The sequence below is a fragment of the Paraburkholderia atlantica genome (genome assembly GCF_000092885.1).
GTDB lineage: Bacteria > Pseudomonadota > Gammaproteobacteria > Burkholderiales > Burkholderiaceae > Paraburkholderia > Paraburkholderia atlantica.
This window is the reverse complement of record NC_014118.1, coordinates 1,134,223-1,155,373: the sequence shown is the minus strand read 5'-3', so window position 1 is coordinate 1,155,373 and position 21,151 is coordinate 1,134,223. Positions and strand designations below refer to the sequence as shown.

General features: G+C 62.6%; 22 protein-coding genes and 2 pseudogenes. 11 read left to right on the top strand and 13 right to left on the bottom strand.

Features of this window, described 5'->3' with window-relative positions:
• Nucleotides 1–65 precede the first annotated feature (65 nt).
• The 4 genes from BC1002_RS21245 to BC1002_RS21230 form a co-directional block, all read right to left on the bottom strand.
• A complete protein-coding gene (locus BC1002_RS21245) occupies nucleotides 66–1,427 on the bottom strand; it encodes a metallophosphoesterase family protein (protein ID WP_013092049.1) in 1,362 nt (453 codons plus the stop codon).
• A 212-nt stretch (nucleotides 1,428–1,639) separates the two neighbouring features.
• Nucleotides 1,640–2,932: an NRAMP family divalent metal transporter gene (locus BC1002_RS21240; RefSeq protein ID WP_013092048.1), complete on the bottom strand. Its 1,293-nt coding sequence runs from the start codon at nucleotides 2,930–2,932 to the stop codon at nucleotides 1,640–1,642.
• 163 nt (nucleotides 2,933–3,095) lie between these two features.
• Nucleotides 3,096–3,707 (bottom strand): response regulator, encoded by a 612-nt coding sequence (locus BC1002_RS21235; RefSeq protein WP_013092047.1) that lies wholly within the window; start codon nucleotides 3,705–3,707, stop codon nucleotides 3,096–3,098.
• Nucleotides 3,708–3,803: 96 nt separating this feature from the next.
• The gene (locus tag BC1002_RS21230; protein ID WP_013092046.1) at nucleotides 3,804–4,637 is read right to left on the bottom strand and encodes a class II glutamine amidotransferase; all 834 of its coding nucleotides are present in this window, start codon (nucleotides 4,635–4,637) and stop codon (nucleotides 3,804–3,806) included.
• A 104-nt stretch (nucleotides 4,638–4,741) separates the two neighbouring features.
• Between BC1002_RS21230 and BC1002_RS36525 the strand changes: the two are divergent.
• The 3 genes and pseudogenes from BC1002_RS36525 to BC1002_RS21220 all read left to right on the top strand — a co-directional run.
• Nucleotides 4,742–5,011 (top strand): annotated as a pseudogene (locus BC1002_RS36525) (hypothetical protein); the annotation flags it as partial.
• Nucleotides 4,974–5,255: pseudogene (locus BC1002_RS21225) on the top strand (MFS transporter); the annotation flags it as partial. The pseudogenes BC1002_RS36525 and BC1002_RS21225, both read left to right, overlap by 38 nt.
• Nucleotides 5,256–5,352: 97 nt before the next feature.
• Nucleotides 5,353–6,024 carry a SagB/ThcOx family dehydrogenase gene (locus BC1002_RS21220; RefSeq protein WP_013092045.1) on the top strand — a complete coding sequence of 224 codons (672 nt, stop codon included), beginning with the start codon at nucleotides 5,353–5,355 and terminating at the stop codon, nucleotides 6,022–6,024.
• 45 nt (nucleotides 6,025–6,069) lie between these two features.
• On the opposite strand, the gene BC1002_RS21215 is transcribed toward BC1002_RS21220, so the two are convergent.
• Together BC1002_RS21215 and BC1002_RS21210 are read right to left on the bottom strand one after the other, a co-directional pair.
• The gene (locus BC1002_RS21215) at nucleotides 6,070–6,381 is read right to left on the bottom strand and encodes a hypothetical protein (RefSeq protein WP_013092044.1); all 312 of its coding nucleotides are present in this window, start codon (nucleotides 6,379–6,381) and stop codon (nucleotides 6,070–6,072) included.
• Nucleotides 6,382–6,507: 126 nt separating this feature from the next.
• A complete protein-coding gene (locus tag BC1002_RS21210) occupies nucleotides 6,508–7,446 on the bottom strand; it encodes a cation diffusion facilitator family transporter (RefSeq protein WP_013092043.1) in 939 nt (312 codons plus the stop codon).
• 195 nt (nucleotides 7,447–7,641) lie between these two features.
• Here BC1002_RS21210 and BC1002_RS21205 point away from each other — a divergent pair, with 195 nt between their 5' ends.
• Nucleotides 7,642–8,127 (top strand): Cif family virulence factor, encoded by a 486-nt coding sequence (locus BC1002_RS21205; RefSeq protein WP_013092042.1) that lies wholly within the window; start codon nucleotides 7,642–7,644, stop codon nucleotides 8,125–8,127.
• Nucleotides 8,128–8,152: 25 nt separating this feature from the next.
• On the opposite strand, the gene BC1002_RS21200 is transcribed toward BC1002_RS21205, so the two are convergent.
• From BC1002_RS21200 to BC1002_RS21175, 5 genes are all read right to left on the bottom strand, one after another.
• The gene (locus tag BC1002_RS21200; protein WP_013092041.1) at nucleotides 8,153–9,145 is read right to left on the bottom strand and encodes a fatty acid desaturase; all 993 of its coding nucleotides are present in this window, start codon (nucleotides 9,143–9,145) and stop codon (nucleotides 8,153–8,155) included.
• Nucleotides 9,146–9,304: 159 nt separating this feature from the next.
• Entirely contained in the window at nucleotides 9,305–10,093 is a 789-nt protein-coding gene (locus BC1002_RS21195; protein ID WP_013092040.1) for a CDP-diacylglycerol diphosphatase, read from the bottom strand.
• A 103-nt stretch (nucleotides 10,094–10,196) separates the two neighbouring features.
• Complete coding sequence (iaaH, locus tag BC1002_RS21190) at nucleotides 10,197–11,651, bottom strand: indoleacetamide hydrolase (RefSeq protein WP_013092039.1); 1,455 nt, start codon at nucleotides 11,649–11,651, stop codon at nucleotides 10,197–10,199.
• A 192-nt stretch (nucleotides 11,652–11,843) separates the two neighbouring features.
• On the bottom strand, nucleotides 11,844–12,059 hold the full coding sequence (locus BC1002_RS21180) for a hypothetical protein (RefSeq protein ID WP_008917353.1): 216 nt from the start codon (nucleotides 12,057–12,059) through the stop codon (nucleotides 11,844–11,846).
• Nucleotides 12,060–12,380: 321 nt separating this feature from the next.
• On the bottom strand, nucleotides 12,381–13,085 hold the full coding sequence (locus BC1002_RS21175) for an NADPH-dependent FMN reductase (RefSeq protein ID WP_041735355.1): 705 nt from the start codon (nucleotides 13,083–13,085) through the stop codon (nucleotides 12,381–12,383).
• Between the two features lie 505 nt (nucleotides 13,086–13,590).
• On the opposite strand from BC1002_RS21175, the gene BC1002_RS21170 reads away from it, so the two are divergent.
• Nucleotides 13,591–14,292, top strand: a complete 702-nt coding sequence (locus tag BC1002_RS21170) for a J domain-containing protein (RefSeq protein WP_193373054.1) — start codon at nucleotides 13,591–13,593, stop codon at nucleotides 14,290–14,292.
• A gap of 363 nt (nucleotides 14,293–14,655) precedes the next feature.
• Nucleotides 14,656–15,294 (top strand): arsenate reductase/protein-tyrosine-phosphatase family protein, encoded by a 639-nt coding sequence (locus BC1002_RS21165; RefSeq protein ID WP_013092036.1) that lies wholly within the window; start codon nucleotides 14,656–14,658, stop codon nucleotides 15,292–15,294.
• Here BC1002_RS21165 and BC1002_RS21160 read toward each other — a convergent pair.
• On the bottom strand, nucleotides 15,291–15,617 hold the full coding sequence (locus BC1002_RS21160; RefSeq protein ID WP_013092035.1) for an H-NS histone family protein: 327 nt from the start codon (nucleotides 15,615–15,617) through the stop codon (nucleotides 15,291–15,293). The two genes, BC1002_RS21165 and BC1002_RS21160, sit on opposite strands and share 4 nt — an antisense overlap.
• A 788-nt stretch (nucleotides 15,618–16,405) precedes the next feature.
• Between BC1002_RS21160 and BC1002_RS21155 the strand changes: the two genes are divergently transcribed.
• Nucleotides 16,406–16,714, top strand: a complete 309-nt coding sequence (locus BC1002_RS21155; RefSeq protein WP_013092034.1) for a hypothetical protein — start codon at nucleotides 16,406–16,408, stop codon at nucleotides 16,712–16,714.
• Between the two features lie 130 nt (nucleotides 16,715–16,844).
• On the opposite strand, the gene BC1002_RS21150 is transcribed toward BC1002_RS21155, so the two are convergent.
• Nucleotides 16,845–17,123 (bottom strand): hypothetical protein, encoded by a 279-nt coding sequence (locus BC1002_RS21150; RefSeq protein ID WP_013092033.1) that lies wholly within the window; start codon nucleotides 17,121–17,123, stop codon nucleotides 16,845–16,847.
• An 813-nt stretch (nucleotides 17,124–17,936) separates the two neighbouring features.
• Here BC1002_RS21150 and BC1002_RS21145 point away from each other — a divergent pair.
• From BC1002_RS21145 to rhmD, 4 genes are all read left to right on the top strand, one after another.
• Nucleotides 17,937–18,554: a copper-binding protein gene (locus BC1002_RS21145; RefSeq protein WP_013092032.1), complete on the top strand. Its 618-nt coding sequence runs from the start codon at nucleotides 17,937–17,939 to the stop codon at nucleotides 18,552–18,554.
• Nucleotides 18,555–18,700: 146 nt separating this feature from the next.
• Nucleotides 18,701–18,934 carry a hypothetical protein gene (locus tag BC1002_RS21140; protein ID WP_013092031.1) on the top strand — a complete coding sequence of 78 codons (234 nt, stop codon included), beginning with the start codon at nucleotides 18,701–18,703 and terminating at the stop codon, nucleotides 18,932–18,934.
• Nucleotides 18,935–19,096: 162 nt separating this feature from the next.
• The gene (locus BC1002_RS21135; protein ID WP_013092030.1) at nucleotides 19,097–19,849 is read left to right on the top strand and encodes an SDR family NAD(P)-dependent oxidoreductase; all 753 of its coding nucleotides are present in this window, start codon (nucleotides 19,097–19,099) and stop codon (nucleotides 19,847–19,849) included.
• A gap of 77 nt (nucleotides 19,850–19,926) precedes the next feature.
• Nucleotides 19,927–21,105, top strand: coding sequence for an L-rhamnonate dehydratase (gene rhmD / locus BC1002_RS21130; RefSeq protein WP_013092029.1), 1,179 nt, complete (start codon nucleotides 19,927–19,929; stop codon nucleotides 21,103–21,105).
• Nucleotides 21,106–21,151: the final 46 nt, after the last annotated feature.

The following is a 21,151-nucleotide window of genomic DNA, read 5'->3' as shown; positions in this document are numbered from 1 at the left end:
AATCTTTAATGCGGGGAAACCAGCGGAAGCCGCGGATCGCATCAGATCGGCGAGTTGCGTACCTGTCAGCCTTCGCGAGGCTGGACCTGCGCGAATTGACGAATGCGCTCCGCAAGAGCGGGTATGCCCGAGTCGCGAGCGACGTAGTGCGCGACCTGCCGGGTGGCCAGATCGATGGTCACCTGATCGTCGGGGGTTTTCGTATTGGGTCCGTCCACGGCGGGATGGTATTCGATGCGCAATTGCCTCGCGTTGGCGACGAGCCGTAAATAGCCGAAGTTGCGGTCGTCGTAGCTTTCAAGCACGACCGCATCGGCGTCTTTCGACGCGGCCTGGAGCAGCTGCGGCGCGCGAAGGGGCGGCTGGCCGTTGGTGGTGAGCCGCTGCACCTGATGACCGCCGTTCCCACAAACGATGTAAGGGATGTGGGTGCCATCGGAACGGGTTCGCGTAAAGCGCTGATAGTTGTGCGCGTGTCCCGCGAGGTCCGCGTGTGGCCAGATACCGACCTCATGACAAATGGCATCGATCTGCTGCTGCATTTCCACGCTCCAGCCATGACGGCCGCGCGCCACATACGGCGGATGGTGATGCGCGAACAGCAGGGCGCCTCGATAGTTCTCTTTCTTCACCCGCAATAACGCCGCTTTCAGGAACTTCAGCTGACTGTTGCCGATGTGACGGTCAGCGATCACACCGGGGTCTTCGAGCGTATTGCTGTACAACGCGATGATGCGCACGAACGGCGCCTCGAACGTGAAGAAGACACCGGGCTGAATTTGCGCGGTCCGTGAAAGGTGGCCCGCATCGGGAGAGACCTGGAAGCAGTCGGAGCAGAAGTTCCTGAGAAACGCCTGCAGGCTCTTCTCATGCTTCAACGGCGACACCATTCCGTCGTGGTTGCCGGCGGCGGCCAGAATCGGCGCGTGATAGTTGCGATACGGCTCATAGAACTGATCGTAGTAGTACTGCGCCTCGCCAAAGCTGTAGACGATGTCGCCCAGCAGAAAGTTGAATTGCGGCACCTCGGCGGGATCGGTTTCGTCGAAGTCGCTGACCATCTTGTCCGAGACTTCATTCTGGGTGGCCGGACCTTTGGTACTGCCACAGTCGCCGGTGGCGTGAAAGACGATCTGTCCGCTCTCGTTGATCGTATCGAGGAGCTTCTGATTGTTGTTCACCACCTCCGCAAACGTCAGCCGAGGCTCGGTGCCGCCGCGCGGCGGCGGAAACGGCAGCGCCTTCAGCTTGTGCTCGCGGTTCAGTTCGTCGATCACCTTGTACGCGGCGGTATCGGATGCGTGCCGGACCACGAAGGTTTGCGGGTCCGGTGTGGGTTGCGGCTGCGAGAAAACCGGCGCGGCGAGAATTCTGCCTCTGCGGTTGCCGCGTGCGGCTGACGATTCGTCTGAACGCTTCTTCGGCATGTGCAATCCTCCTTGATCGTCGAACGGGAGCGGCCACGCGGTTGTCGGCAAACCGTCGGCATGTGACGGTGCTGTCCGTGGCCGGATGCACCGTTCAGACGAACGCAAAACGAGGAAGTTCAGATACGGCTGCCGTTGCGCAGCCCGTGCGGCGCGAATTGCGGAGCACCGCCGTTCCGCACGAAGGCCAGGTTCGTGGTGGAACACGTGTGTTACGACGGCACGAACACGCCCACCGCCGCCAGCGCCATCGCGAGCGTTGCGAGCCATCCTCCCCACGCCAGCACGCCCTTGACGGCGAACTGTCCCATCACCCGCCGACTTCGCGCGATCAGCATCATGATGACCATGATCGGCACCGCGGTAACGCCATTGATCACCGCACTCCAGTACAGCGCGCGGATCGGGTCGAAATGCATGAAGGTGATGGCCACGCCGCCGACGATGGCCAGTGCGATCACCGCATAGAATTCGCGCGCGAGCGTCAGATGCAATGCCAGACTGCTGCGCCAGCGAAAGCTGCCCGCGGCGGCGTAGGCGGCCGAGCCGGCGAGAACCGGCAGCGCGAGCATGCCGGTGCCGATGATGCCGAGCGCAAACAGTACGTAAGCAAAACGTCCGGCAAACGGCTCGAGTGCCCGCGCGGCATCGGCTGAGGTTTTCACTTCGATGTGGTGCAGATGCAGTGTAGCCGCCGCCGTCAACATGATGAAAAATGCAACGAAGTTGGACACCCCCATGCCGACCCACGTATCGAAACGGATTCTTCGCAACTGCGCGGGTGCCTGATGCGGTACGCGGCGCAACGGCGCCTGTTCCGGTGCCGAGCGCATTTCTTCGACTTCCTGCGACGCCTGCCAGAAGAACAGGTACGGACTGATCGTCGTGCCCAGCACCGCGACCACCATGGTCAGATAGTCCGACGTCAGCGAGATGCGCGGCAACACAACGGCGCGTGCGACTTCGCCCCACGGGATCGGCACGATGAAAGCGACCGCGACGTACGCAAGAAGCGATAGCGCGGTCCACTTCAGAATCCGTGCGTAGCTTTCGTAGGGGACAAAAATCTGCAGGATGACGGAGAACGCCCCGAGGCCGACGACATAGAGGTGTTGCGGACCGGGCAGCAGCAGTCCGGCCGCGGCGCCCATCGCCGACAGATCAGCGGCGATGTTGATTACGTTTGCCACGACGAGCAGCGCGACCGCGCCATACAGCAGCCAAGCCGGATAATGCGCGCGGATGTTCGATGCGAGGCCCTTGCCGGTCACCCGGCCAATCTGCGCGCTCACCAGCTGGATGGCGGTCATCAACGGATAGGTGATCAGGATCACCCATAGAAGGTTGAATCCGAATTGCGCGCCGGCCTGCGAATAAGTGCCGATTCCGGATGGATCGTCGTCGGCCGCACCCGTGATCAGGCCGGGGCCCAGGCGTTTAATCCACGACCGCTCGACGGGATCGCGTACGGCGGATTCCGGCTCGATCAATTTTTCGTCGTTCATATGTCACCTCGCGCCCACAGATAGCAAATCGCGGGCCCGAGTGTTCGTGCAGGCGTTGCGCGGCTTCGGCAAGCAGATGCGGAGCGCGGCTTCAGCGAAAGTACGCGGAAATACGGGCTTCTATAGGGGATGAACGAACCTGGGGCCGTGCCGACAGACACCGTCACCCATGATGCGCTGGAGTCTTCGTCTGCAACTGAATCAAGTCGATTGCGTAAAGCAGTTCTTCGAGCACGATGGGCTTGGCAACGATGGCGTCGACCTTGCCAGCAAAACTGGCCGCGTCTTCCGGCCGCGCCAACGCGATGATGCTCGGCATATCGATGCTTGTATCGAAGCTCTCCACGAACCACAACGCAGTCGTAATCGAATTGACGGGCACGTCGAGAACGATCAATTGGCGCGACGGTTCCAGCCATATTTCATGCCAATGCTCGAAACCGAGCGCTTTGGAGCGCCCATAGCCCTTTACATTGAGCAGAACGCGCAGAGAATCCCGGACCGCCTTGTCGTGCCCGACGATGACGACGGCGCCGAGGCATTGTGACGGTCTCTTCACTGCGTGAGCCGTTGCGGCCCGCAGTTGCCACTGACAGCGCTGCCATTGCACCCGGGTCAATTCATAGTCGCGCTGCGCTTTAGACAGCGCATTCAGCGATGTTGCCGGGTTACTTCTCAACTGTTGCAGATCGCGAGTCGCCTGATCCAGTGCGGTGCAGGCGACGCAGAAGGCGAGCTTGTCTTCTGCCGTCGGTCCCAGATTCGAAGATGACACGCCGCGTTTCTCCCGAGCCGGTATGCACGTTTTGTGCCGTTGACCTTGCTCATTCCCGCAGCATAGGGCGGCAGGGCGCAAAACTCCAGGCGCGGCTCAGTTCATTCGTGGCTCGAACGCAAACTGCTCGATCTCGCCGCCGCGTGCGACCACCGCCGTGCTCTCGGGAATTTCCTGCCAGATACCCGGCAAGTCCGAGAGCGGCTCGGACAGCACGAGGAACGCATTCTCGCCGGCCGTCCTGATGCGCTCGTCGTCGGGATACAACTCGCGCAGATGACGGAACGATCTGCTGTGAAACAGCGAGCGCGACTGCCCTTCGCTCGAATAACGGACCGCGATGATCTGCTCGCCGTCGGTCGCGCACACGGTCATGTTCAGCGGTTCACCCACGCCATGCCGGCGGCCGGCGGTTTCGACGAAGCCGACCATCCGTTCGAGCGCGGTGACGGGCGTGAGCTCCAGCCCGAAGGTCAGCGCGAGAAAAAACAGCACCTCGGAATCGGTCGATCCCTCGATGGACGGGAACAGGTCGGGATCGATCTGTACCATCAGATCGCGGCGCACCTTCGGGTAATTGCGCACCAGCCCGTTGTGCGCGAACAGCCAGCGGCCGTGGCGGAACGGATGACAGTTGGTTTCCTGCGACGGCGTGTCGGTCGCCGCGCGTATATGCGCGACGAACAACGGCGAGTGGATCGCCCGCGCGGCCTCGCGTAGATTGCGGTCGCTCCAGGCGGGCTGGATGCAGCGGTAGCGAAACGGAATGTCGGTGGGGTGGCCATACCAGCCGATGCCGAAACCGTCGCCATTGGTGGTGGTGGCGCCGAGCCGCGAATGCATGCTCTGATCGATCAGCGAATGCCGGGCGTTGAACAGCACGGTTTCGAGCTGAAGTGGATTGCCGGTATAAGCGAGCCAGCGGCACATGATTGGACTCCTGTCGGTTGCGCATGACAAACCTACACCACCGCGCGGTCGGCGTTTGTAGGACCAAGGTCCGATTGAGGGAGACTTGACGCATGTCACCATAGACAACTCATGGCGTGAACTGAACGGGTTCCTGCTCATGGAAGATCTATGTCAAGGGCGGCATCGTCAGGTGGGAAACGCAGCAGACGGACTATCCGCGCACCTGGCCCGACATGCCCAATCACGAGCTGGTGCGCAGTGCGCTGATCAAGCTGTGGCGCGAGCGCCGCGCTTCGCTGGAACCAGTGCAGGCGTGGCAGTCGATCGAGCATTCACCTGCGGGTGACCGTGTATGTGTTCGTTGCGCTGGCGTTCGTGCTCGGCGCGGTCTTCGCGTTCGGCATCGCGTCGACCTTCAAGTAGGTGGCCGATGATTTTCCGGAGAACATGGGCGTCGTCACCGGGATCGTCGGGCTTGCAGGTGGCCTTGGTGGATTCCTGCTGCCTATAATCTTCGGCATCCTGCTGGATTTTTTCAGCGTGCGTTCCGACTGCTTCATGTTCCTATACAGGATCGTCTGGGTTTCGCTGATCCTGGTCTATCTGGCGGAAGTGCGGCGTACACCGGTCGCGGGTTCTGTTGCCTGGCCGCGTTCGCTAACGTGCAGTGCCGAGATTCGCGCAGGCTGCAGGCTCTGCCTGCCAGCCTGCTTTTTGCTGATGGAGGTGCCCGATGAAACGCCGTGAACTGTTGGTTGCGCTGGCCGCAGGCGCGCTCGCAGAGGGTTCTACCAGCCTGGCGCAGGCAGCCGAGGCGAAATTCACCGATCAGATCGAGTTGCCCAAGCCCAACCTCACAGGCACGGTGTCCCTCGAGGAAGCCATCGCGAAGCGCAGGTCGGTGCGCAGATTCGCGTCGAAGCCGCTGCCGGTCGAGGCCATTGGCCAATTGATGTGGGCCGGCCAGGGCATCACCAACTCGGACGGTAAGCGCGCGGCTCCGGCGGCCGGCGCTTTGTATGCGCTCGAACTTTACGTGGTGACCGCGACGGAGGTGATGCACTACCTGCCGGAGGGCCACCGGGCCGAGAAGCGCGCCAGCCACGACCTGCGCCCCGAACTGCGAGCGCTTGCGGTCAACCAGGCGTCGGTCGAGGCGGCCCCGGCCTTGCTCGTGGTGGCCGCCGACCCCAGCAGGCTGACCGCGAGATATGGCGGGAGAGCCAATCTGTATGCCGATCTCGAGGTCGGGCATGCGACCCAGAACATGCTGCTGCAGGTCGTCGCGCTGGGGCTAGTCGCCGTGCCCGTGGGCGCCGTCGACGGGGCTCCGGCGGCCCGCAAGCTCGGGCTGCCTCGCGGCCAGACCGTCCTCTATCTGATCCCGGTAGGCTATCCGGCCTGAGTCGTGGGGAGAGGCAAGATGAGTTCGATCGAGCCTCAGCGAGTTTTACGGTCTCCAGCGTCGGGCGGCTATCGGCCAACGCCTGGGGCTGAGCTCGCTTTGTTGCACGACCGGCAGCAGTGTATCGACACAGTCCAGCGCGTCGGTCAATCGCCCGAGCACGATCAGCGAGCGCGCCGCATCGAGACGACCGTGAAACGTCGCGTCGCGCGGTCCGGCCCGTTCCACCATGTCGATGAGCTGGCCCATCTCGGCCTTGACGCGCACGCGGTCGATAGGCCAGTGGCGGTCAATCCAGTTCCGAAGCGAGCGAACCAGCACCACGCAATCGTCGTACTCACACTGCAAGCTATCCATTGCCAGCCTCAGCCGTAGTCGGCCTGACCGAGCCGTTCATTGGGGGGAACAAACCCTTCCCATGTCGCCCGAATCTATATTTGAAGCAAGCGGCGCGCCACGTGTTGCCGGTGCGCTGCATCGTTACTAGAGCGGAGCTCGGCCATGTTCTCGCAATTCGGGCTCGAAGAATATCCATCGAGCGGATGGAAAGCGCTCCTTCAATTCGCGCTCGATGCGGTCGATCGTGCGCACCAGCTCGTTCGCACTGTCGTGCGGTTCGAGCTCCGCCTGAATCGCAATGACCAGATCCTCGGACCACTTCAAGGCGATCAGACTGACGATGCGACGGACTTCGTTGCGCTCGCTGAGCCACGCGCGCATCTCCTGGCGTATGCGCTGGTGCGCCGATTCACCCACGAGAAGCGATTGGATCTCGCGCATCGAGTACACAGCCGTGGTCATCAGCACAATGCCGACGCCGACACTGCCGAGCGCATCGTAAAGCGGATTGCCGGTCAGGACCGTAATGCCGATCGCGATCAGGGAGACGAGTACGCCCGTTACCGCGGCGACATCCTCGCTGACCGCGAGCATCACGGACGGCCTGCCGCTTTCCCTGAACCAGTTCAATAGCCCTCTGGCGCGATGCCGGGGCTCGATCGTGCGAATGGAGGCTCTGAGGGCGACTGCCTCGATCACGCCGGACACGCACAACACGCCGATCGCGAGCAAAGGCTGTTCGAGCCGCGAGTGATGGATTGCGCGAAAGCTGCCGATCACGATCGACGCAACGCCTCCGAAGATGAATAGCTGCATCGCCACCAGCATGGCATAGACATAGGTCGCGCGACCGAAGCCGAGTGGATGTTGCTCGTCGGGCTCGGCTCGAGCGGCGCGATGACCGACGAGCAGCGCAACCTGGTTCAGGCAGTCGGCGCTGGAATGTACGGCTTCGGCGAGTGCGGCCCCGGAGTTAGTGTAGAACGCGACGGCGAACTTGCACGCGGCGACAGCGATATTCGATGCGAGGGCGTAGTAGACCGCCCGTGGCGCAGATATGTGCCGCCCGGACCTGGCCCTCATGACCCTATCTCCTTGTTCAAATCGAAAATGGGCGATTCCCGAGCTTGGAGATTGAACAGCATAAAGCGGACCTCGGAACGCCTGTCGACTACGAGAGAGTCAACCGATCAACCGTGCGTTGCAGGGGGAGAGGTGGAACATTCCCATCGGCCCTCGGTCCTTTCTGTTGAGGAACCAGACGAATGGAGATGCACGATGACTTCGCACGCGACGACTGCCAGCCATCAACCGAACCGGCCGACACTGAGCGCCGACGAATCCGCAACGCGGCAGGCAAGCGATGCGGTCGCGCGCTTCGTCGAGGAACTCCAGGCCGGCTGGGACCAGCATGACGCGGACCTGTCGAACCGCCACTTTGCCGCGGACATCATGTGGGGCAGCCCGTTCGGTGCGTCTGTTCATGGCTACGCGGAGCTGCATCCGATCCATGCGCGATTGAAGCGATCCGGAAAGGGTGGCAATGCTTCGCGCTTCGAGATCGTCGATGTTCTTGCGCCGGCTCCCGGCGTGGCCGTCGCGCAGGTTCGGCGCATAGCGCTCGGCCTGGACGGACACGTGGTAGAACCGTCCGATGACCTTTCGGCGTCGTTCTCCGAGATGGCCCTTTACGTACTGGTGCGGCGGGACGGAGTGTGGTGGGTTGCGGCGGGGCAGAACACGCCCATTCGGGCCGCTCCATAGCGTGAGGACGGGCCGCTTGCGGGCTTCATATCGACAGATGCCCGGCAGCGGAATCAAGGCCCCTGTCGGCGTGATCTTGCGGCACACCGCCAACGGGATCGGCGATTGGAACAAGTGAATAGCGCTGCAGCCATTCGCTGTATCCATTCACGAGAAAGCCTCCCGAGCGTTCCACGTATTGCCGGCGGGACGTCTCGTAGATATGCCGAAGAGCGAACCACGGCACATGCGGCAGATCGTGATGAACCAGGTGGTAGTTGTTGTTCAGAAACAGCAACCGCCACAGCCATCCCGCTTCATTGATCACCGTGCGATGCGCGGGCAACTGCGCCATCCGATGCTCATGAAAGGAACGCACCGATGCAAGCGCGAGCGAGCCATACCCGGCACCGACGACAAACACCCACGCCGGTATCGCGCATACCTGCTGCAACCACATAGTGAGTGCAACCAGCGCGGCGAGATGCGCGAGCCATGCGGGCAGGTCGCGCCAATCGCCGTCGCGCATCTTGCCGAGTGCCTGCGCACCGGTCGCGGCAATCGCAAACGCCGGCCCGACCAGCAAGCGACCGATCAACGTATTGCGCAATACCAGCAGCACACGCATCGCGGCGCCCGCGCGTCGCCACTGCGCTGCGCTAACGAAATAGCTTTCCGGGTCGCTGCCGGGCTCGGTCAAATGCGCATCGTCGTGATGCCGCAGATGCGACTCGCGATACACCTGATAAGGGAACCACACCGCCAGCGGCGCGAAACCGAGCAGCGCGTTGACGAATCGCGAGCGCGTCGGATGACCGTGCAGCAGCTCGTGCTGCAGCGACATGTACCACGCGCCGAAGATGGCCAGCAGCGTGGCCGTCAGCGGCAGACCCAGCAGACGAGCGTGGGTGGCGACGCCGAACCAGCCACCGTAGATCGCGACGATCAGCGCCCATGTCGGCCATTGCGTGCGCCAGGTCCGGCTAGCGGCCAGACGGTCGATATCGTTGCGCTGGGTGTCGTCGAGATAGATCGCCATCGTTGAATCGGTCCGAATGTCTGTTCGAACCCGCGGTTTTGGTTCGCAGGTCCAGACCGATCGTACGGGGCGGCGCTGTTCGCCCGAACCATTTTATTGAGCAATGCATCTGCGCAATCGTGGAAAAGCGGGCGTGGATAGTGCGTATCCAGTAAGCGTTCAATGATCGTCCGCCACGCGGCACGCGTGATCGAGCAGCCCTTCGGCCGTGCCGCTGCCGCCATCGATGTCGATACCGCTGTTGACGATCAGCCACCCATCGCGAGCCGCCGATGGTCCCGCGCCGGTGACGAGGATAGTTTGCATGGCCATCGTCGCCGGATCGGGATTGTTGCGCGCGACGATCCTGAACGGGTTGTCGGCGCCGCTCAGCGAGCTCACGCGCATGATCCTGTAGCGCTTGCCATCGAGCGTCGCCCAGCGCCATTCGCCGGGCGTGTCGTGAGCGTGACTGGCAAGCGCGGCACTGACTTCACGCCGCATGCAGTCGATGTGGATATGCAGCTGATTTTGCGAGCGACGGTATTCGGAGTTGATTTCGAGGCCGAGCTGATCGTCGGGCAATTCACGTTTGACCGCTTGCTGCACGTAATGGCGCGAATCCCACGCGCCGCTCCAGTAGTCCTTCGCATCGGGTGCGAGAATCAGCGGACTTTCGATGCCGGTGATGCGATCGGTCGGCATCAGCAGAAACTGCGAGCGGCCCAGAATGTCCTTCAGGACGACATAGCGCTTGTCGAGATCGACGACCGTGCATTGACCCGGCGTGCCGGTGGCCTGCTGCGACGGCACGCAGCGGATGTCGACGATTTTCCACAGCGCGTTGGAATCGACCGTCGCGAGGCGCGCACAGGCGCTGACCACGAAAGCGACCGCGAGCAAGGCGGTCGAATGAACGATGCGGCGCGCGAGGCCGCGAGATGAGAGGGCGGTGGCGAGGTTCGTCATCGTCGCTTAGGGTGGGGTTCGGGCAGGGAAAGCGTCGGAATGCAGGCTGTAGTGCGCAGGCATTAAAGCACGAACCGGATGGCACCGACGTGAAACACGGGCTTCACAGCACCGGCGCCGGCAACGCTCCCAGTACCTGTTCGATCGCGACACCGATGGCCAGCAGCCGCCTGTCGGAGCCGAGCGGTCCATCGAGTTCGAGGCCGACCGGCAGCCCGCTCGCGCTGATACCCGCCGGCAGCGACAGCCCCGGAATGCCGGATGTGCTGGCCGGGTCGGTATTGCGCAGGAACGCTTCCATCGTATCGATCGGCGGACCGCCGTCGATCGTGACAGTCGACGAGCCGTTCAGATCGTCGATCGGCACCGCGACGAGGCGCGTCGTCGGAAACAGCAACGCATCCAGACCGGCATTCGCGAACGTCGCGGCGACGTAATTCTGCAGCCGCGGTCGCCAGTAGTTGAGCGCGGCGGAGTAGTGCGAGCCGAGCACGTCTGCGAGCACGTCGTCATAGATCGCGCGCACGTCGGGGCTCGCGATGCGCACAGCGAGATCGGCGACGGTCCGCACCGGCGCCTGATTCGCGACGAGCCACGCAAGCACGTCGTCGCGCGCTTCGTGAATGGCGAGCGGACCGCCGACCATTCCGTTCAGATACTCCAACTCGGTCATCGCGACCGGCACGAACGTGACACCCGCCGCTTCGAGCTTGTGCAACGCGGCGCGCGCGACGTCTTCGACCTGTCGTTCGAGAGCGTCCCACAGTGGCGCGGGCAAGCCGATGCGCAAGCCATCGAGCGCAATCTCAGGCAACGCGCCGTCACCGGTGATCACGCCGTCGAGCAGCGCCAGGTCGGCGACGCTGCGCGCCATCGGGCCAACGGTGTCGCGCGTATGGCTGATCGGCACCACCGCGTTCGGGTCGTGATAGCGCCGCTCGGCGCCGCCGTTGCCGACCGATGGACGCAAGCCCGCGGTGCCGGTCAGCGCCGCCGGGATGCGGGTGGAGCCGCCGGTGTCGGTGCCGAGTCCTGCGGGCGCGATGCGCGCGGCGATCGCCACCGCGGTGCCGCCCGACGAGCCGCCCGGCATCAGCGACGGATCGTACGGGTTGCGCACCGGCCCCGCGTGCGCGGACAGGTTGGTACTCGTGATGCCGAACGCGAGCTCGTGCATGTTGGCCTTGCCGAGCACAACCGCGCCCGCGTCGACGAGGCGTTGCACCGATGGCGCGCTGGTGGTCGGCACGAAGCTGGCGAGCGCGGGCGTGCCGGCCGTGGTCGGCAGACCCGCGGTGTTGATGTTGTCCTTGACGACTATCGGCAGGCCGCAAAGCGGCAGTCGCGCTCGTTCCGCTGGAGGCAATGCGTCGATGCGCTGCGCGGCGGCGAGCGCGCCGTGGAAGTCGAGCGTGGTGAGCGCGTTCAGCTGCGTGAGCGCGGCGGCGCGCGCGAGCAGGGTGGCGACATAGTCGGAGGCTTTGAGCCGGCCGGATTGCAGCGCCTCGACCGCTTGTGTCGCACTGAGCGCGAGTTGTGCATCGACGGTCCATGTCATGACCGGCGTCTCCGTATCGATGGATGCGTCGCGGGCGGCGCGAGGTTCGAGTGCATCCGTCGAAGAAGCGGACAGGTCACGCGGGCAGACAGCGAACGCAAGGGTTCAGCTATTCTGGCACATCCGCCTGAAAGCCGATGCCGGGCGATGCACGACACGCGTCGCGCTCGCTGCGATCGATATCGAATGTGCTTACTGATGGTTATCGATCCACATGCGTCCCCAGTCGGACGCATAGGCGAGCGCATGCTCTTCGTCGAAGAAGTAGTCGAGCGCGTCGAACGAATAAGCCTTGCGCGTATTCTCGTCGCGCTGCTCGATCGTCAGATTGGCGGCGAATAATCCGTTGGGGAGCAGTTGCGTTGCCGCTTCGACCTCGTAGCCCTTATAGCGGATGTGTGAGTTCATGATCTTGACTTGTCTGTGTGTCCGCGAGTGTCGTGCGGAATACCAATGCGTGCGGCGCGGCCCCGTCGTTGCCGAAGTGAGTGAAGCGGCGGGCAGGGTCAAGCGTAGGGCGCGCTGCGCAGCGGGTGAACCAATCTTTCGTCGGAAGCAAATCAGCGCGGCGCGGGAGTGGTAATCAGAAGCCCGGATCGGATCAAAGTCGCTGTGTTCGGGACTCTATTCGAGCCGGGTCGCGATGTCTGTTATGTGGCGCACGGTCGCTCGGCGCAAAGCGTGGCGCCGCGCGCAATTGCGGCGGCGTCACGATGCCCGGAGAGTATTTCAGACCGCGTGCAGGACGCGCGCTGAACGGCCGTCCGCGGCGATCGAGGTGGGGGTGCTAGGTGCGGATGACCGGTTCGCGGTCAAATGGTTCGACGCGGCGGGCGCGCCGTGCGCACGCTGTGCATTGAACGCGAGCGCGAACTGCGCGGCTTGCTGGCCGACGGTCGCGAGTTGCTCGATCACTTTCGGATCGGAGCAGCTGTCGACGCTATCGAAGCGCGTCTCCAGCGTGTTGATGCCGGCACCGAACGGCGTCGGCCAGCCACGCAGCGCATGCACGATCGAGCGCAGCGACGTCAGCACGGAGCCTGCCGCCTGCCAGCCGTAGGCGGTGACGATGCAGCCCACCGCGCGGCCATCCAGATACGGGCGCTCGTCGGCGCGCAATTCTTCGAGCGTGTCGAGAGCGTTTTTCACGAGCCCGGACACGCCGCCGTGATAGCCGGGTGTCGCGATGATCACCGCGTCCGCGCGACGCACGGCCTCGATCAGCTCGCGCTGTTCGTCGGTGCGAGCCGGCTGTTCCGGCGCGTAGTGCGGCAGGCTATGCAGAAAAGTGCCGCCGAACAGGCGGGTATGCGCGCCGGCGGCTTCGGCTGCGCGCAACGCGAAGGCCAGCGCGCGCTCGGTGGACGAGGCCGCGCGTGTCGTACCGCCGATGCCGACGATGAGCGGCGGGCGGGAATGATCGGATCTGCTCAACGAAATGCTCCTTCGATTGCGGTTCACGGTGCGGTTGGCGGCGCGGTTGATGCAGAACTCATGCAGCGCTAGCAACGCACGTGCACGGCCGTGAATGGACCGACCGCGGCGAACCGGACTTTGAAGTGTCATCTTAATGAGCGGCCGCCACGCGGCTAAGCGACTTTTTGTTCTAACGATATAACCGACTGGCAACAACTCGCTGAGCCCCTCTGCAATGCACGTGAGAGCGCGGCAGATAAGCATATGGCGAACCGTTGGTTGGGCGGTTGCGGGCGCGACGATATGATTGGCTCGTCTCCTCCATGACATCTCCTTAGACATGGGACTCGGCCTCGCTACGCAAGTGGTGGGGCCATTTTTTTCGTGGGTCGTTGGCCGGTATGGCGGCTATGCCATTGCGGCAATGCCGGTTGCATGCGCCTGCGTGGTAGCCACTTCACGATGACGCCGCTTTTTGCATGCTACGATGCCCGCAGTGATTTTCCGCGAGATCGAGCTCAGCATGGCAACCCTGTATGACACGCTCGGCGTGCCCGCCCACGCCACCGACGACGAAATCAAGCGGGCCTACCGGAAAGCCGCGATGAAGTGGCATCCGGATCGTAATCACGGTGCCGAAGACGTGGCGCGCGCAGCGTTCCAGGAAATCAAGGACGCGTACGCGATCCTGTCCGATGCCGAGCAGCGCAAGGTCTACGACACGGTCTATGCCGAGCAGATGCGCGAGTGGGAGGCGCAGCACACGCATCGGCAACGCGCGCAGGCGAAGCGTGAGGCGGCGGCGCGCGCGGCCGACGAAGCCGCGTATGCGGAGATGGTGTCGATCGCGATCCGCTTCGCGGACCAGGGCCACAATCGCGACGTGCTGTTCGGCGTGCTGCTCGGGCGGCAATGCGAACCCCAGCGCGCCGCGCAGATCGCCGACAGCGTCGCGGCGTTGCAGGCGGCGCGCCGCGACGAGGCGGACTCCGCGCAAAATACCCAGCGCGCGGGGAAGGCGGCGAAGGGCGCGGAAGCGGCGGCCGAGCCGGAACTGGCGAAAACTGCGCAGGATACCGGCGCGGCTTCAGAAACCGCCCCTCACGACACGCCGCATGTCAAACGCGCGAACCACGCGAAGCGCGATGAGACCCCCGGCGACATACATCCGGCCGGCACGCTCGGCAACCTGTGGTTCCAGTTCCTCAATGGCCTGAAATTCTGACGTGTCGCAACGACCCGGGATGACCCGGCGACCTTCTTCCAGGCGACGCATGCCGCGTATACCCTATGCCCACGTCCACGCCCACAGCGGCGGCGAACCGGAAAAGCGGTTCTAGCCGGACCAGCGGGACGGCGGCCGCGTCGGTTGTTCTGACTAATATTGAAAAGGGTGCTGAAACTGGGGGCAGGACGCTGTACACTGCCCATCGTTCGCAAAGTTGTGCTCTGTGCCCCGGACTCGAGATAGCTGGCGCGAATCCCGTGGCGCAAATAAAAAAGACGCCGTAGTGTCACGGGGGCGCAAGACTGGAGCGGCACAATTCCGCCCAGAGGCTAAATAAAAGAACATCGGTACGGGGTAAGCGTGTCCAGAAAATATAAGGTGTTGTTTCTCTGCCGCGATAATTCGATCCGCAGCATCATTGCAGAAGCTTTACTTCGCGAACTGGCGGGGCACCGGTTCGAGGCGTTCAGCGCAGGCCCTGAACCGGCCGCGCGCCTTCATCCACTCGCGGTCGCGCAATTGCAGTCGGGCATTTCCGGGCGCGCGGTGCTGAGCCCTAAAAGCTGGCTGGAATTCACCGGCGAATGGGCGCCCCGCATGGATATCGTGATCGCGCTCGACGAATCCGTCGGCGGACTGCATGCGCCGGTATTTCCCGGTGCGCCGGCGTTCGTCTATTGGACCGTTGCCGATCCGCTCGCGGGCGACCAAGGGTCCGCTGACGAGCAGGCCCGTCTTTTCGACAAGACTTTCTGGCAGATCGTGCGGCAGATCAGCGCGTTTATCGAGTTGCCGCAATATGCGCAGCCTGCCTCGAATCGCGCGAATCACGCGAATATCGTCGATCCGGCGAATGCCATCAATGCGGGGAATACGGTGAATGCCGCGAATACCGTGAATATGGCAAGCGGTGGCACAAAACCGGTGCGTGGCACGGCGGTTCGTTTCGAAACCGCAGCCATAGTGTCCGCGCCTTCGAGCGCGGCGGCCTGCACCTAGCGGTTATTCGGGCGCGCGAGCCGCGTGCCGGCGAACGGGTCATTCGACCAGTCGACCTGTTTTTTCGGTTGGGGTGCGGGCGCCGGTTTTGCGGCCAATTCGAAATGCTCAATGCTCTGGCCGGCACTAATGGCCTGCTTCAACCATTGCGGCATTTCGCCATTGCCATCCCAGCTGTCTCCGGTCGCATTGCGATAGCGCTCAGCCTTTTTGGCCAATGACTCGGTCGCCAGCGCCGCGGCAAGGTCTTCTGGCCTGATACCAAACTCTTCCATGCGATGGCGGAGATACGCAATCATGCTATCTCGCTTCCTTTCGTCCATAGGATATTTGTCCTTCTAAAACGTGCAGCGTACTGTCGAAGACAGATTGCGGGGAAAAAGCTGCGAAGCGCCGAGCCCGACCGAATGGGGCCGCCTCGCGGTGGGGTTGTCGATTGACGGAAATGCCATGTGCCGGGCTAAAAAACGTTGCTCCCTGAATTGCAATACGGCCTCGGACAAAGACGGCCGCTGGAACAACCGACCCTCAAACCGAGAGTCTCAATCAGCAAATATTTCAGCATGTCGCAGCGCGGCGAACGAGGCCGGTAAGCCTGACGTTCGCTATGAAAAACTCTTAGTCTCGATGCAGTGATTGCGAATGGATGGAGTCACTCCACGCTGTCCGTCTTTCACCGGACTTTCGTCGATGTGCGGGTTCGCTTTTTGTGCTTTGTAGCAACATCATAACGCAATGCGCGGGCAAAGCACGCTTAGTTCACATTGAATTTGTCAGTGAATGCGGTTTATCGAACGGTGTGGGCAATTGACCACTCTGCTGGAAGCTCCTGGATTGAATTCCGGGGGGCGCGACCTATAAAAGAAAGACGAAAAGCTGCGCAACGCAGACTTACAACCGCTTTATGCCCGCCGATTCCGCCGACGCTTCAGGAGCGCGTCGAATATCGGTTGCAAGTGCGGTAATTCTTCATCTGTTTAGTTCGGTGACCCGTCGCAGCAATATCGCATTGGCATCGACCCGTTCCTCGGCCCCATTGGGCAGGCTGGCTGTTCGCGGAGCAATTCTTGTGGAGGACGAACACTGCTGCGCCGGATCGAGGAGTCCGGAAATGAGAGTACGTATCTTGATGATTGTCGCGACCGCCGTCCTGTTTCTGGTGCCGAGAACAGTCACCGCCGAGGAACTGAGCGGCCAGGCGGACCCCGGCATGTCAGGTCGCGCGACGATGCAGCTAAATGCGAACGAATCGGCACAGGCGACGACTGACATGTCATACGGTCAAAGCTGGGACCCGCGCGAGCAAGGCGTGCGCAACGCGTCGTATGGCGGTGTTCCGACGGGCGAGTCGCAAGCGGGAGGCCGGCGCAGCCAATCCTGCGCGTTCAGCACGGAGTGCAAGACCTATTTCGGTCAATGACCCGTTTGCGCAGCGACAGCCGGGCGCGCCGAATGAAGCGCGCCCGGAATGACGCTGCGTTTCCGGGCGACGAAAAGGCGTCGCGCGCTGCCGCCGCCATTCACGCCGTTGAGCGCAAGCGCATGCCATTTCACGCGAATGCCAATTGCCGCGGCGCCTCAGCATTGCGCTCGCCGAGGCGTGCGACGATATCGTCGACGCCACGTGCCGTGTCGTGGTTTTCCGCCGCATCGTAGTAACCGCGAAACTCCTCCAGCAGAGCGCGCCATGACCCATGCCAGCGCGTTTCCTTTAGACAGACGCCGGTCGGATCGGCAATACGCAACATGCCGCTGTCTGGATAGAAAGTGAGCGTGACGAGACGTCCGTCGATGACGCAGGCGGCGGTGCAGGGGCGAGTCGTGACCATGTGTGGTGTCCTTTCGATATTCAAACAGTGTGTTAAACGCTGACGCGAGCCATAGCAAACGCTGTGCCTGTGGGCCGCATCGCTGTGACCTCCACGGCAAAATTCGCTCGGTCGATACAGGTATGCCCGCAGTATTCCAATGATTGACGACAATTTTTTGTGTTCGTCGCGAAGTGATGCGCAATCGCTTCAGTATGATCCATTAAGGGTTTGTGCTGAGTAGTTCGCAGACTGCAAATTTTGCCCAGGCAGAGCCAAAAACGAGAGACATCATATTTTTATCGCAAATGAATACTCGTCATAAAAGAATCGACACCGCAAGCCGATTAATCGGAATAGCGATGGGCGATCCCTCGTCTTGCCATTCCCTTACCCGTTTGCTAGCATCGCCGAGACAGTTTGAAATAGTCATAACGTTCGGCAATTTCCGGACCCGCTTACACTGGGTCGCCCGGTAGTCCATCTCGTTGCGAGGAATATGTTATGGCTAGCTCCCTACCCCACCGCTGACGCTCCGGGAACCCGTGCGCAAAGCCGCGCGGCTCCTTGCGCGAGCTCACCCTCTCCCACCGCACATGCCGACTGCATCGCATGGAGATGCACGCGCTTTTCACGAACAGTTCTGCGAGACAAATAGGCGCATCAGAAAGGAACCGTTATTGGTTTCAAAAAATGCATACCCAGTCTGACAAAAGCGATTAATAGTCCGTTTTCCCTTTTTTCGAAGCGACCGCAGTTGCCGCTACTGCGCGTAGTACGCGATCTGCGACAAAACATTGGTCGTGACAACGACGCAATCAAAAGGAGCATTTCATGGCTTGCAATGCAACGGGCTCCGAGCTCATGCGGGTGAAGGCGATCACGGTTGCGTTAGCGGTTTTGGTCGCGGCGGCGGGGCCGGCGCTCGCGCAGGACAACGCGGCTGCGTCCGCACCGGAACAGCGGGCAATCGGCGCGGCGGCGCTGCTGCACGTTCAGGCACGCGTCGTCGCGATCGATCCCGCGACGAACAGCGTGACGCTGCGCGGTCCCCACGGCGGCGACGAAACCTTCGACGTGAATCCGCAAGCCGCCGACGTCAGCAAGCTGCATATCGGCGACGTCGTGACGATTGCGTATAAAAAGGCGCTACTGGTCGGCGTCGACAAACTCGCGCCGAGCGGAATTCGCCAGCGCATCGATACCGAAGTGACGCAGCCCGCGGCCAACGGTGTGGTTGCATCGGCGCGGCGCGTCGAAGTCGTGGCAACGGTGCGCAAGATCGATCGCAAGAAGCGCACGATCACGCTGCGCGGGCCGTCTCGCACCGAAACGCTCGACGTGGCGCCGGGCATTCCGCTCGAAAAACTGAAGGTCGGCGATTCGGTGCGCGCGGTGTTCGTGTCGGCCATCGCGGCGTCGGTGTCGCGCAGTGACGCGGATGTCAAATAACGGCGCTCGGCAAGGCTTAAATAAACTACGCTGAAGCGTATGGAGGCGCGCGGCGTCGAACCGCAACCGGAGACTCGATGTCGCGCGCCGGCCATCGCGGCTCAGGTTTCACCAGGGTCATTGCGTCGCGCGCGAAGGAGCGGGGAATGGAACAGAGCGAAACGGAAACCACTGCCGAATCGGAGCGCAAAAGACTGGTCCGCAACAAGATCCACGTGGGCCTCGCGGCGGTCGGCACATTGTCGTCGGTGTTCGGCATCGGCATAGCGATCATCGGCGGCATCAACTTCGACCGCACCAAGGTGCTGGTTGGTGTCGGCATCATCGTCGTGTCGACCATTCTGTATGTGTCGATGCTTTTCGTCGCGGCCGATGACTAGCATTTTCGCTTCCCTTTAGCGCTCGATCCCGCTGCCGATTCACTTTTGCTATCGCCTCCTCCAATAGTCGAATTGTTGGTGCATCGCACCGCCCGTATATTGACCGCAGCGATATACAACAACTCGACGGCGCGCCGCACGGCGGCCAACAGGAGCACGGCAATGAATCGGATCGATCTGGAGGGACGCGCGGTCGTCATCACCGGCGGTGCGCGCGGCATCGGCTACGCGGTCGCGCAGCGGGCATTGAAGTCGGGCGCGTCGGTGGCGTTGTGGGACGTCGATAGCGAACGCCTCGCGCGCAGCCAGCGCGAACTGAGCGAACTCGGCAAGGTCAGCGCCGTCACGGTCGAGCTGACCGACGAAGCCGCGGTCCAGCAGGCCACCGCGCAAACGCTCGCCGAGTACCGCTCGATCGACGTGCTGATCAACTGCGCGGGCATCACCGGCGGCAACGGCACGACATGGGAGCTCGAGCCGGACATGTGGCGCCGCGTGATCGACGTGAATCTGATCGGCCCGTACCTGACCTGCCGCGCGGTCGTGCCGCAGATGCTGAAGCAGGGCTATGGCCGCATCGTCAATATCGCGTCGGTCGCGGGCAAGGAGGGCAATCCGAATGCTTCGCACTACAGCGCGTCGAAAGCGGGCTTGATCGGGCTCACCAAGTCGCTCGGCAAGGAACTCGCGACCAAAAACATCCTCGTCAATGCGGTCACGCCGGCCGCGGCCAAAACCGAGATCTTCGATTCGATGTCGCAGCAGCACATCGACTACATGCTGTCGAAGATTCCGATGAATCGATTCCTGCTGCCGGAAGAAGCGGCGTCGCTGATCCTGTGGCTGTCTTCCGAAGACTGCGCGTTCAGCACCGGCTCGGTATTCGATCTGTCCGGCGGCCGCGCCACTTACTAAGCGCGCTGCTCAGCATTGCACACGCGTCGAACGCGCGTTGTCGAGCCGCTTCGACGCCTCTCTCACGGAGCCCTTTCATGGCCATGCCTACCATCCGGCACGTGCGTGCCTTCATCGTTCGCGGCGGCGGCGCGGACTATCACGACCAGGCCGGCGGGCACTGGATCGACGATCACATCGCGACGCCGATGGCCCGTTACCCCGAGTACCGCCAGAGCCGCCAGTCGTTCGGCATCAACGTGCTCGGCACGCTGGTCGTCGAGATCGAGGCGAGCGACGGCACCGTGGGCTTCGCGGTGACGACCGGCGGCGAGATCGGCGCGTTCATCGTCGAGAAGCATCTCGCGCGTTTTCTCGAAGGGCAGCTCGTCACCGACATCGAGAAGATGTGGGACCAGATGTACTTCGCGACGCTGTACTACGGGCGCAAGGGCGTCGTGCTGAACACGATTTCCGGCGTCGATCTCGCGCTGTGGGACCTGCTCGCGAAGGTCCGCAAGGAGCCCGTGTATCAACTATTGGGCGGCCCGGTGCGCGACGAGCTGGTGTTCTATGCGACCGGTGCGCGGCCCGATCTCGCCAGGGAGATGGGCTTCATCGGCGGCAAGCTGCCGTTGCAGCATGGTCCCGCGGAAGGAGAAGACGGACTCAGGCAGAACCTCGACAAGCTCGCCGACATGCGTTCGCGCGTCGGCGACGACTTCTGGCTGATGTACGACTGCTGGATGAGTCTCGACGTGCGCTACGCGACGCGGCTCGCGCAAGGCGCGCACGAATACGGCCTCAAATGGGTCGAGGAATGTCTTCCTCCCGACGATTACTGGGGTTACGCCGAACTGCGCCGCAACGTGCCACGCGGCATGATGGTGTCGACCGGCGAGCACGAGGCGACGCGCTGGGGCTTCCGGATGCTGCTGGAGATGCAGTGCTGCGATCTGATCCAGCCCGACGTCGGCTGGTGCGGCGGCATCACTGAGCTAATCAAGATTTCCGCGCTCGCCGATGCGCACAACGTGATGGTGGTGCCGCACGGATCTTCGGTGTACAGCTATCACTTCGTCGTCACGCGCCATAACTCGCCGTTCTCCGAGTTTCTGATGATGGCGCCGAAAGCCGACGAAGTCGTGCCGATGTTCAACCCGCTGCTGCTCGACGAGCCGGTGCCGGTGAACGGGCGCATGAAGGTGCCGGACACGCCGGGCTTTGGCGTGCGGCTCAACCCGGAATGCGCGCTGGTGCGGCCTTATCAGCATTGAACGATTTGAATGCTTGAACGTGTGCTGAACCGCGAACCCTGTCAAA

Bases quoted from the DNA above. Each gene is read 5' to 3' on its own strand.
- BC1002_RS21170 (WP_193373054.1), top strand. From the start codon at position 13,591: ATGGCAACCCTGTATGACACGCTCGGCGTGCCCGCCCACGCCACCGAC.
- BC1002_RS21180 (WP_008917353.1), bottom strand. From the start codon at position 12,059: ATGAACTCACACATCCGCTATAAGGGCTACGAGGTCGAAGCGGCAACG.
- BC1002_RS21150 (WP_013092033.1), bottom strand. From the start codon at position 17,123: ATGGTCACGACTCGCCCCTGCACCGCCGCCTGCGTCATCGACGGACGT.
- BC1002_RS21155 (WP_013092034.1), top strand. From the start codon at position 16,406: ATGAGAGTACGTATCTTGATGATTGTCGCGACCGCCGTCCTGTTTCTG.
- BC1002_RS21140 (WP_013092031.1), top strand. From the start codon at position 18,701: ATGGAACAGAGCGAAACGGAAACCACTGCCGAATCGGAGCGCAAAAGA.
- BC1002_RS21240 (WP_013092048.1), bottom strand. From the start codon at position 2,932: ATGAACGACGAAAAATTGATCGAGCCGGAATCCGCCGTACGCGATCCC.
- BC1002_RS21210 (WP_013092043.1), bottom strand. From the start codon at position 7,446: ATGAGGGCCAGGTCCGGGCGGCACATATCTGCGCCACGGGCGGTCTAC.
- BC1002_RS21215 (WP_013092044.1), bottom strand. From the start codon at position 6,381: ATGGATAGCTTGCAGTGTGAGTACGACGATTGCGTGGTGCTGGTTCGC.
- BC1002_RS21230 (WP_013092046.1), bottom strand. From the start codon at position 4,637: ATGTGCCGCTGGCTCGCTTATACCGGCAATCCACTTCAGCTCGAAACC.
- iaaH (WP_013092039.1), bottom strand. From the start codon at position 11,651: ATGACATGGACCGTCGATGCACAACTCGCGCTCAGTGCGACACAAGCG.
- rhmD (WP_013092029.1), top strand. From the start codon at position 19,927: ATGGCCATGCCTACCATCCGGCACGTGCGTGCCTTCATCGTTCGCGGC.
- BC1002_RS21205 (WP_013092042.1), top strand. From the start codon at position 7,642: ATGACTTCGCACGCGACGACTGCCAGCCATCAACCGAACCGGCCGACA.
- BC1002_RS21245 (WP_013092049.1), bottom strand. From the start codon at position 1,427: ATGCCGAAGAAGCGTTCAGACGAATCGTCAGCCGCACGCGGCAACCGC.
- BC1002_RS21160 (WP_013092035.1), bottom strand. From the start codon at position 15,617: ATGGACGAAAGGAAGCGAGATAGCATGATTGCGTATCTCCGCCATCGC.
- BC1002_RS21220 (WP_013092045.1), top strand. From the start codon at position 5,353: ATGAAACGCCGTGAACTGTTGGTTGCGCTGGCCGCAGGCGCGCTCGCA.
- BC1002_RS21195 (WP_013092040.1), bottom strand. From the start codon at position 10,093: ATGACGAACCTCGCCACCGCCCTCTCATCTCGCGGCCTCGCGCGCCGC.
- BC1002_RS21145 (WP_013092032.1), top strand. From the start codon at position 17,937: ATGGCTTGCAATGCAACGGGCTCCGAGCTCATGCGGGTGAAGGCGATC.
- BC1002_RS21135 (WP_013092030.1), top strand. From the start codon at position 19,097: ATGAATCGGATCGATCTGGAGGGACGCGCGGTCGTCATCACCGGCGGT.
- BC1002_RS21200 (WP_013092041.1), bottom strand. From the start codon at position 9,145: ATGGCGATCTATCTCGACGACACCCAGCGCAACGATATCGACCGTCTG.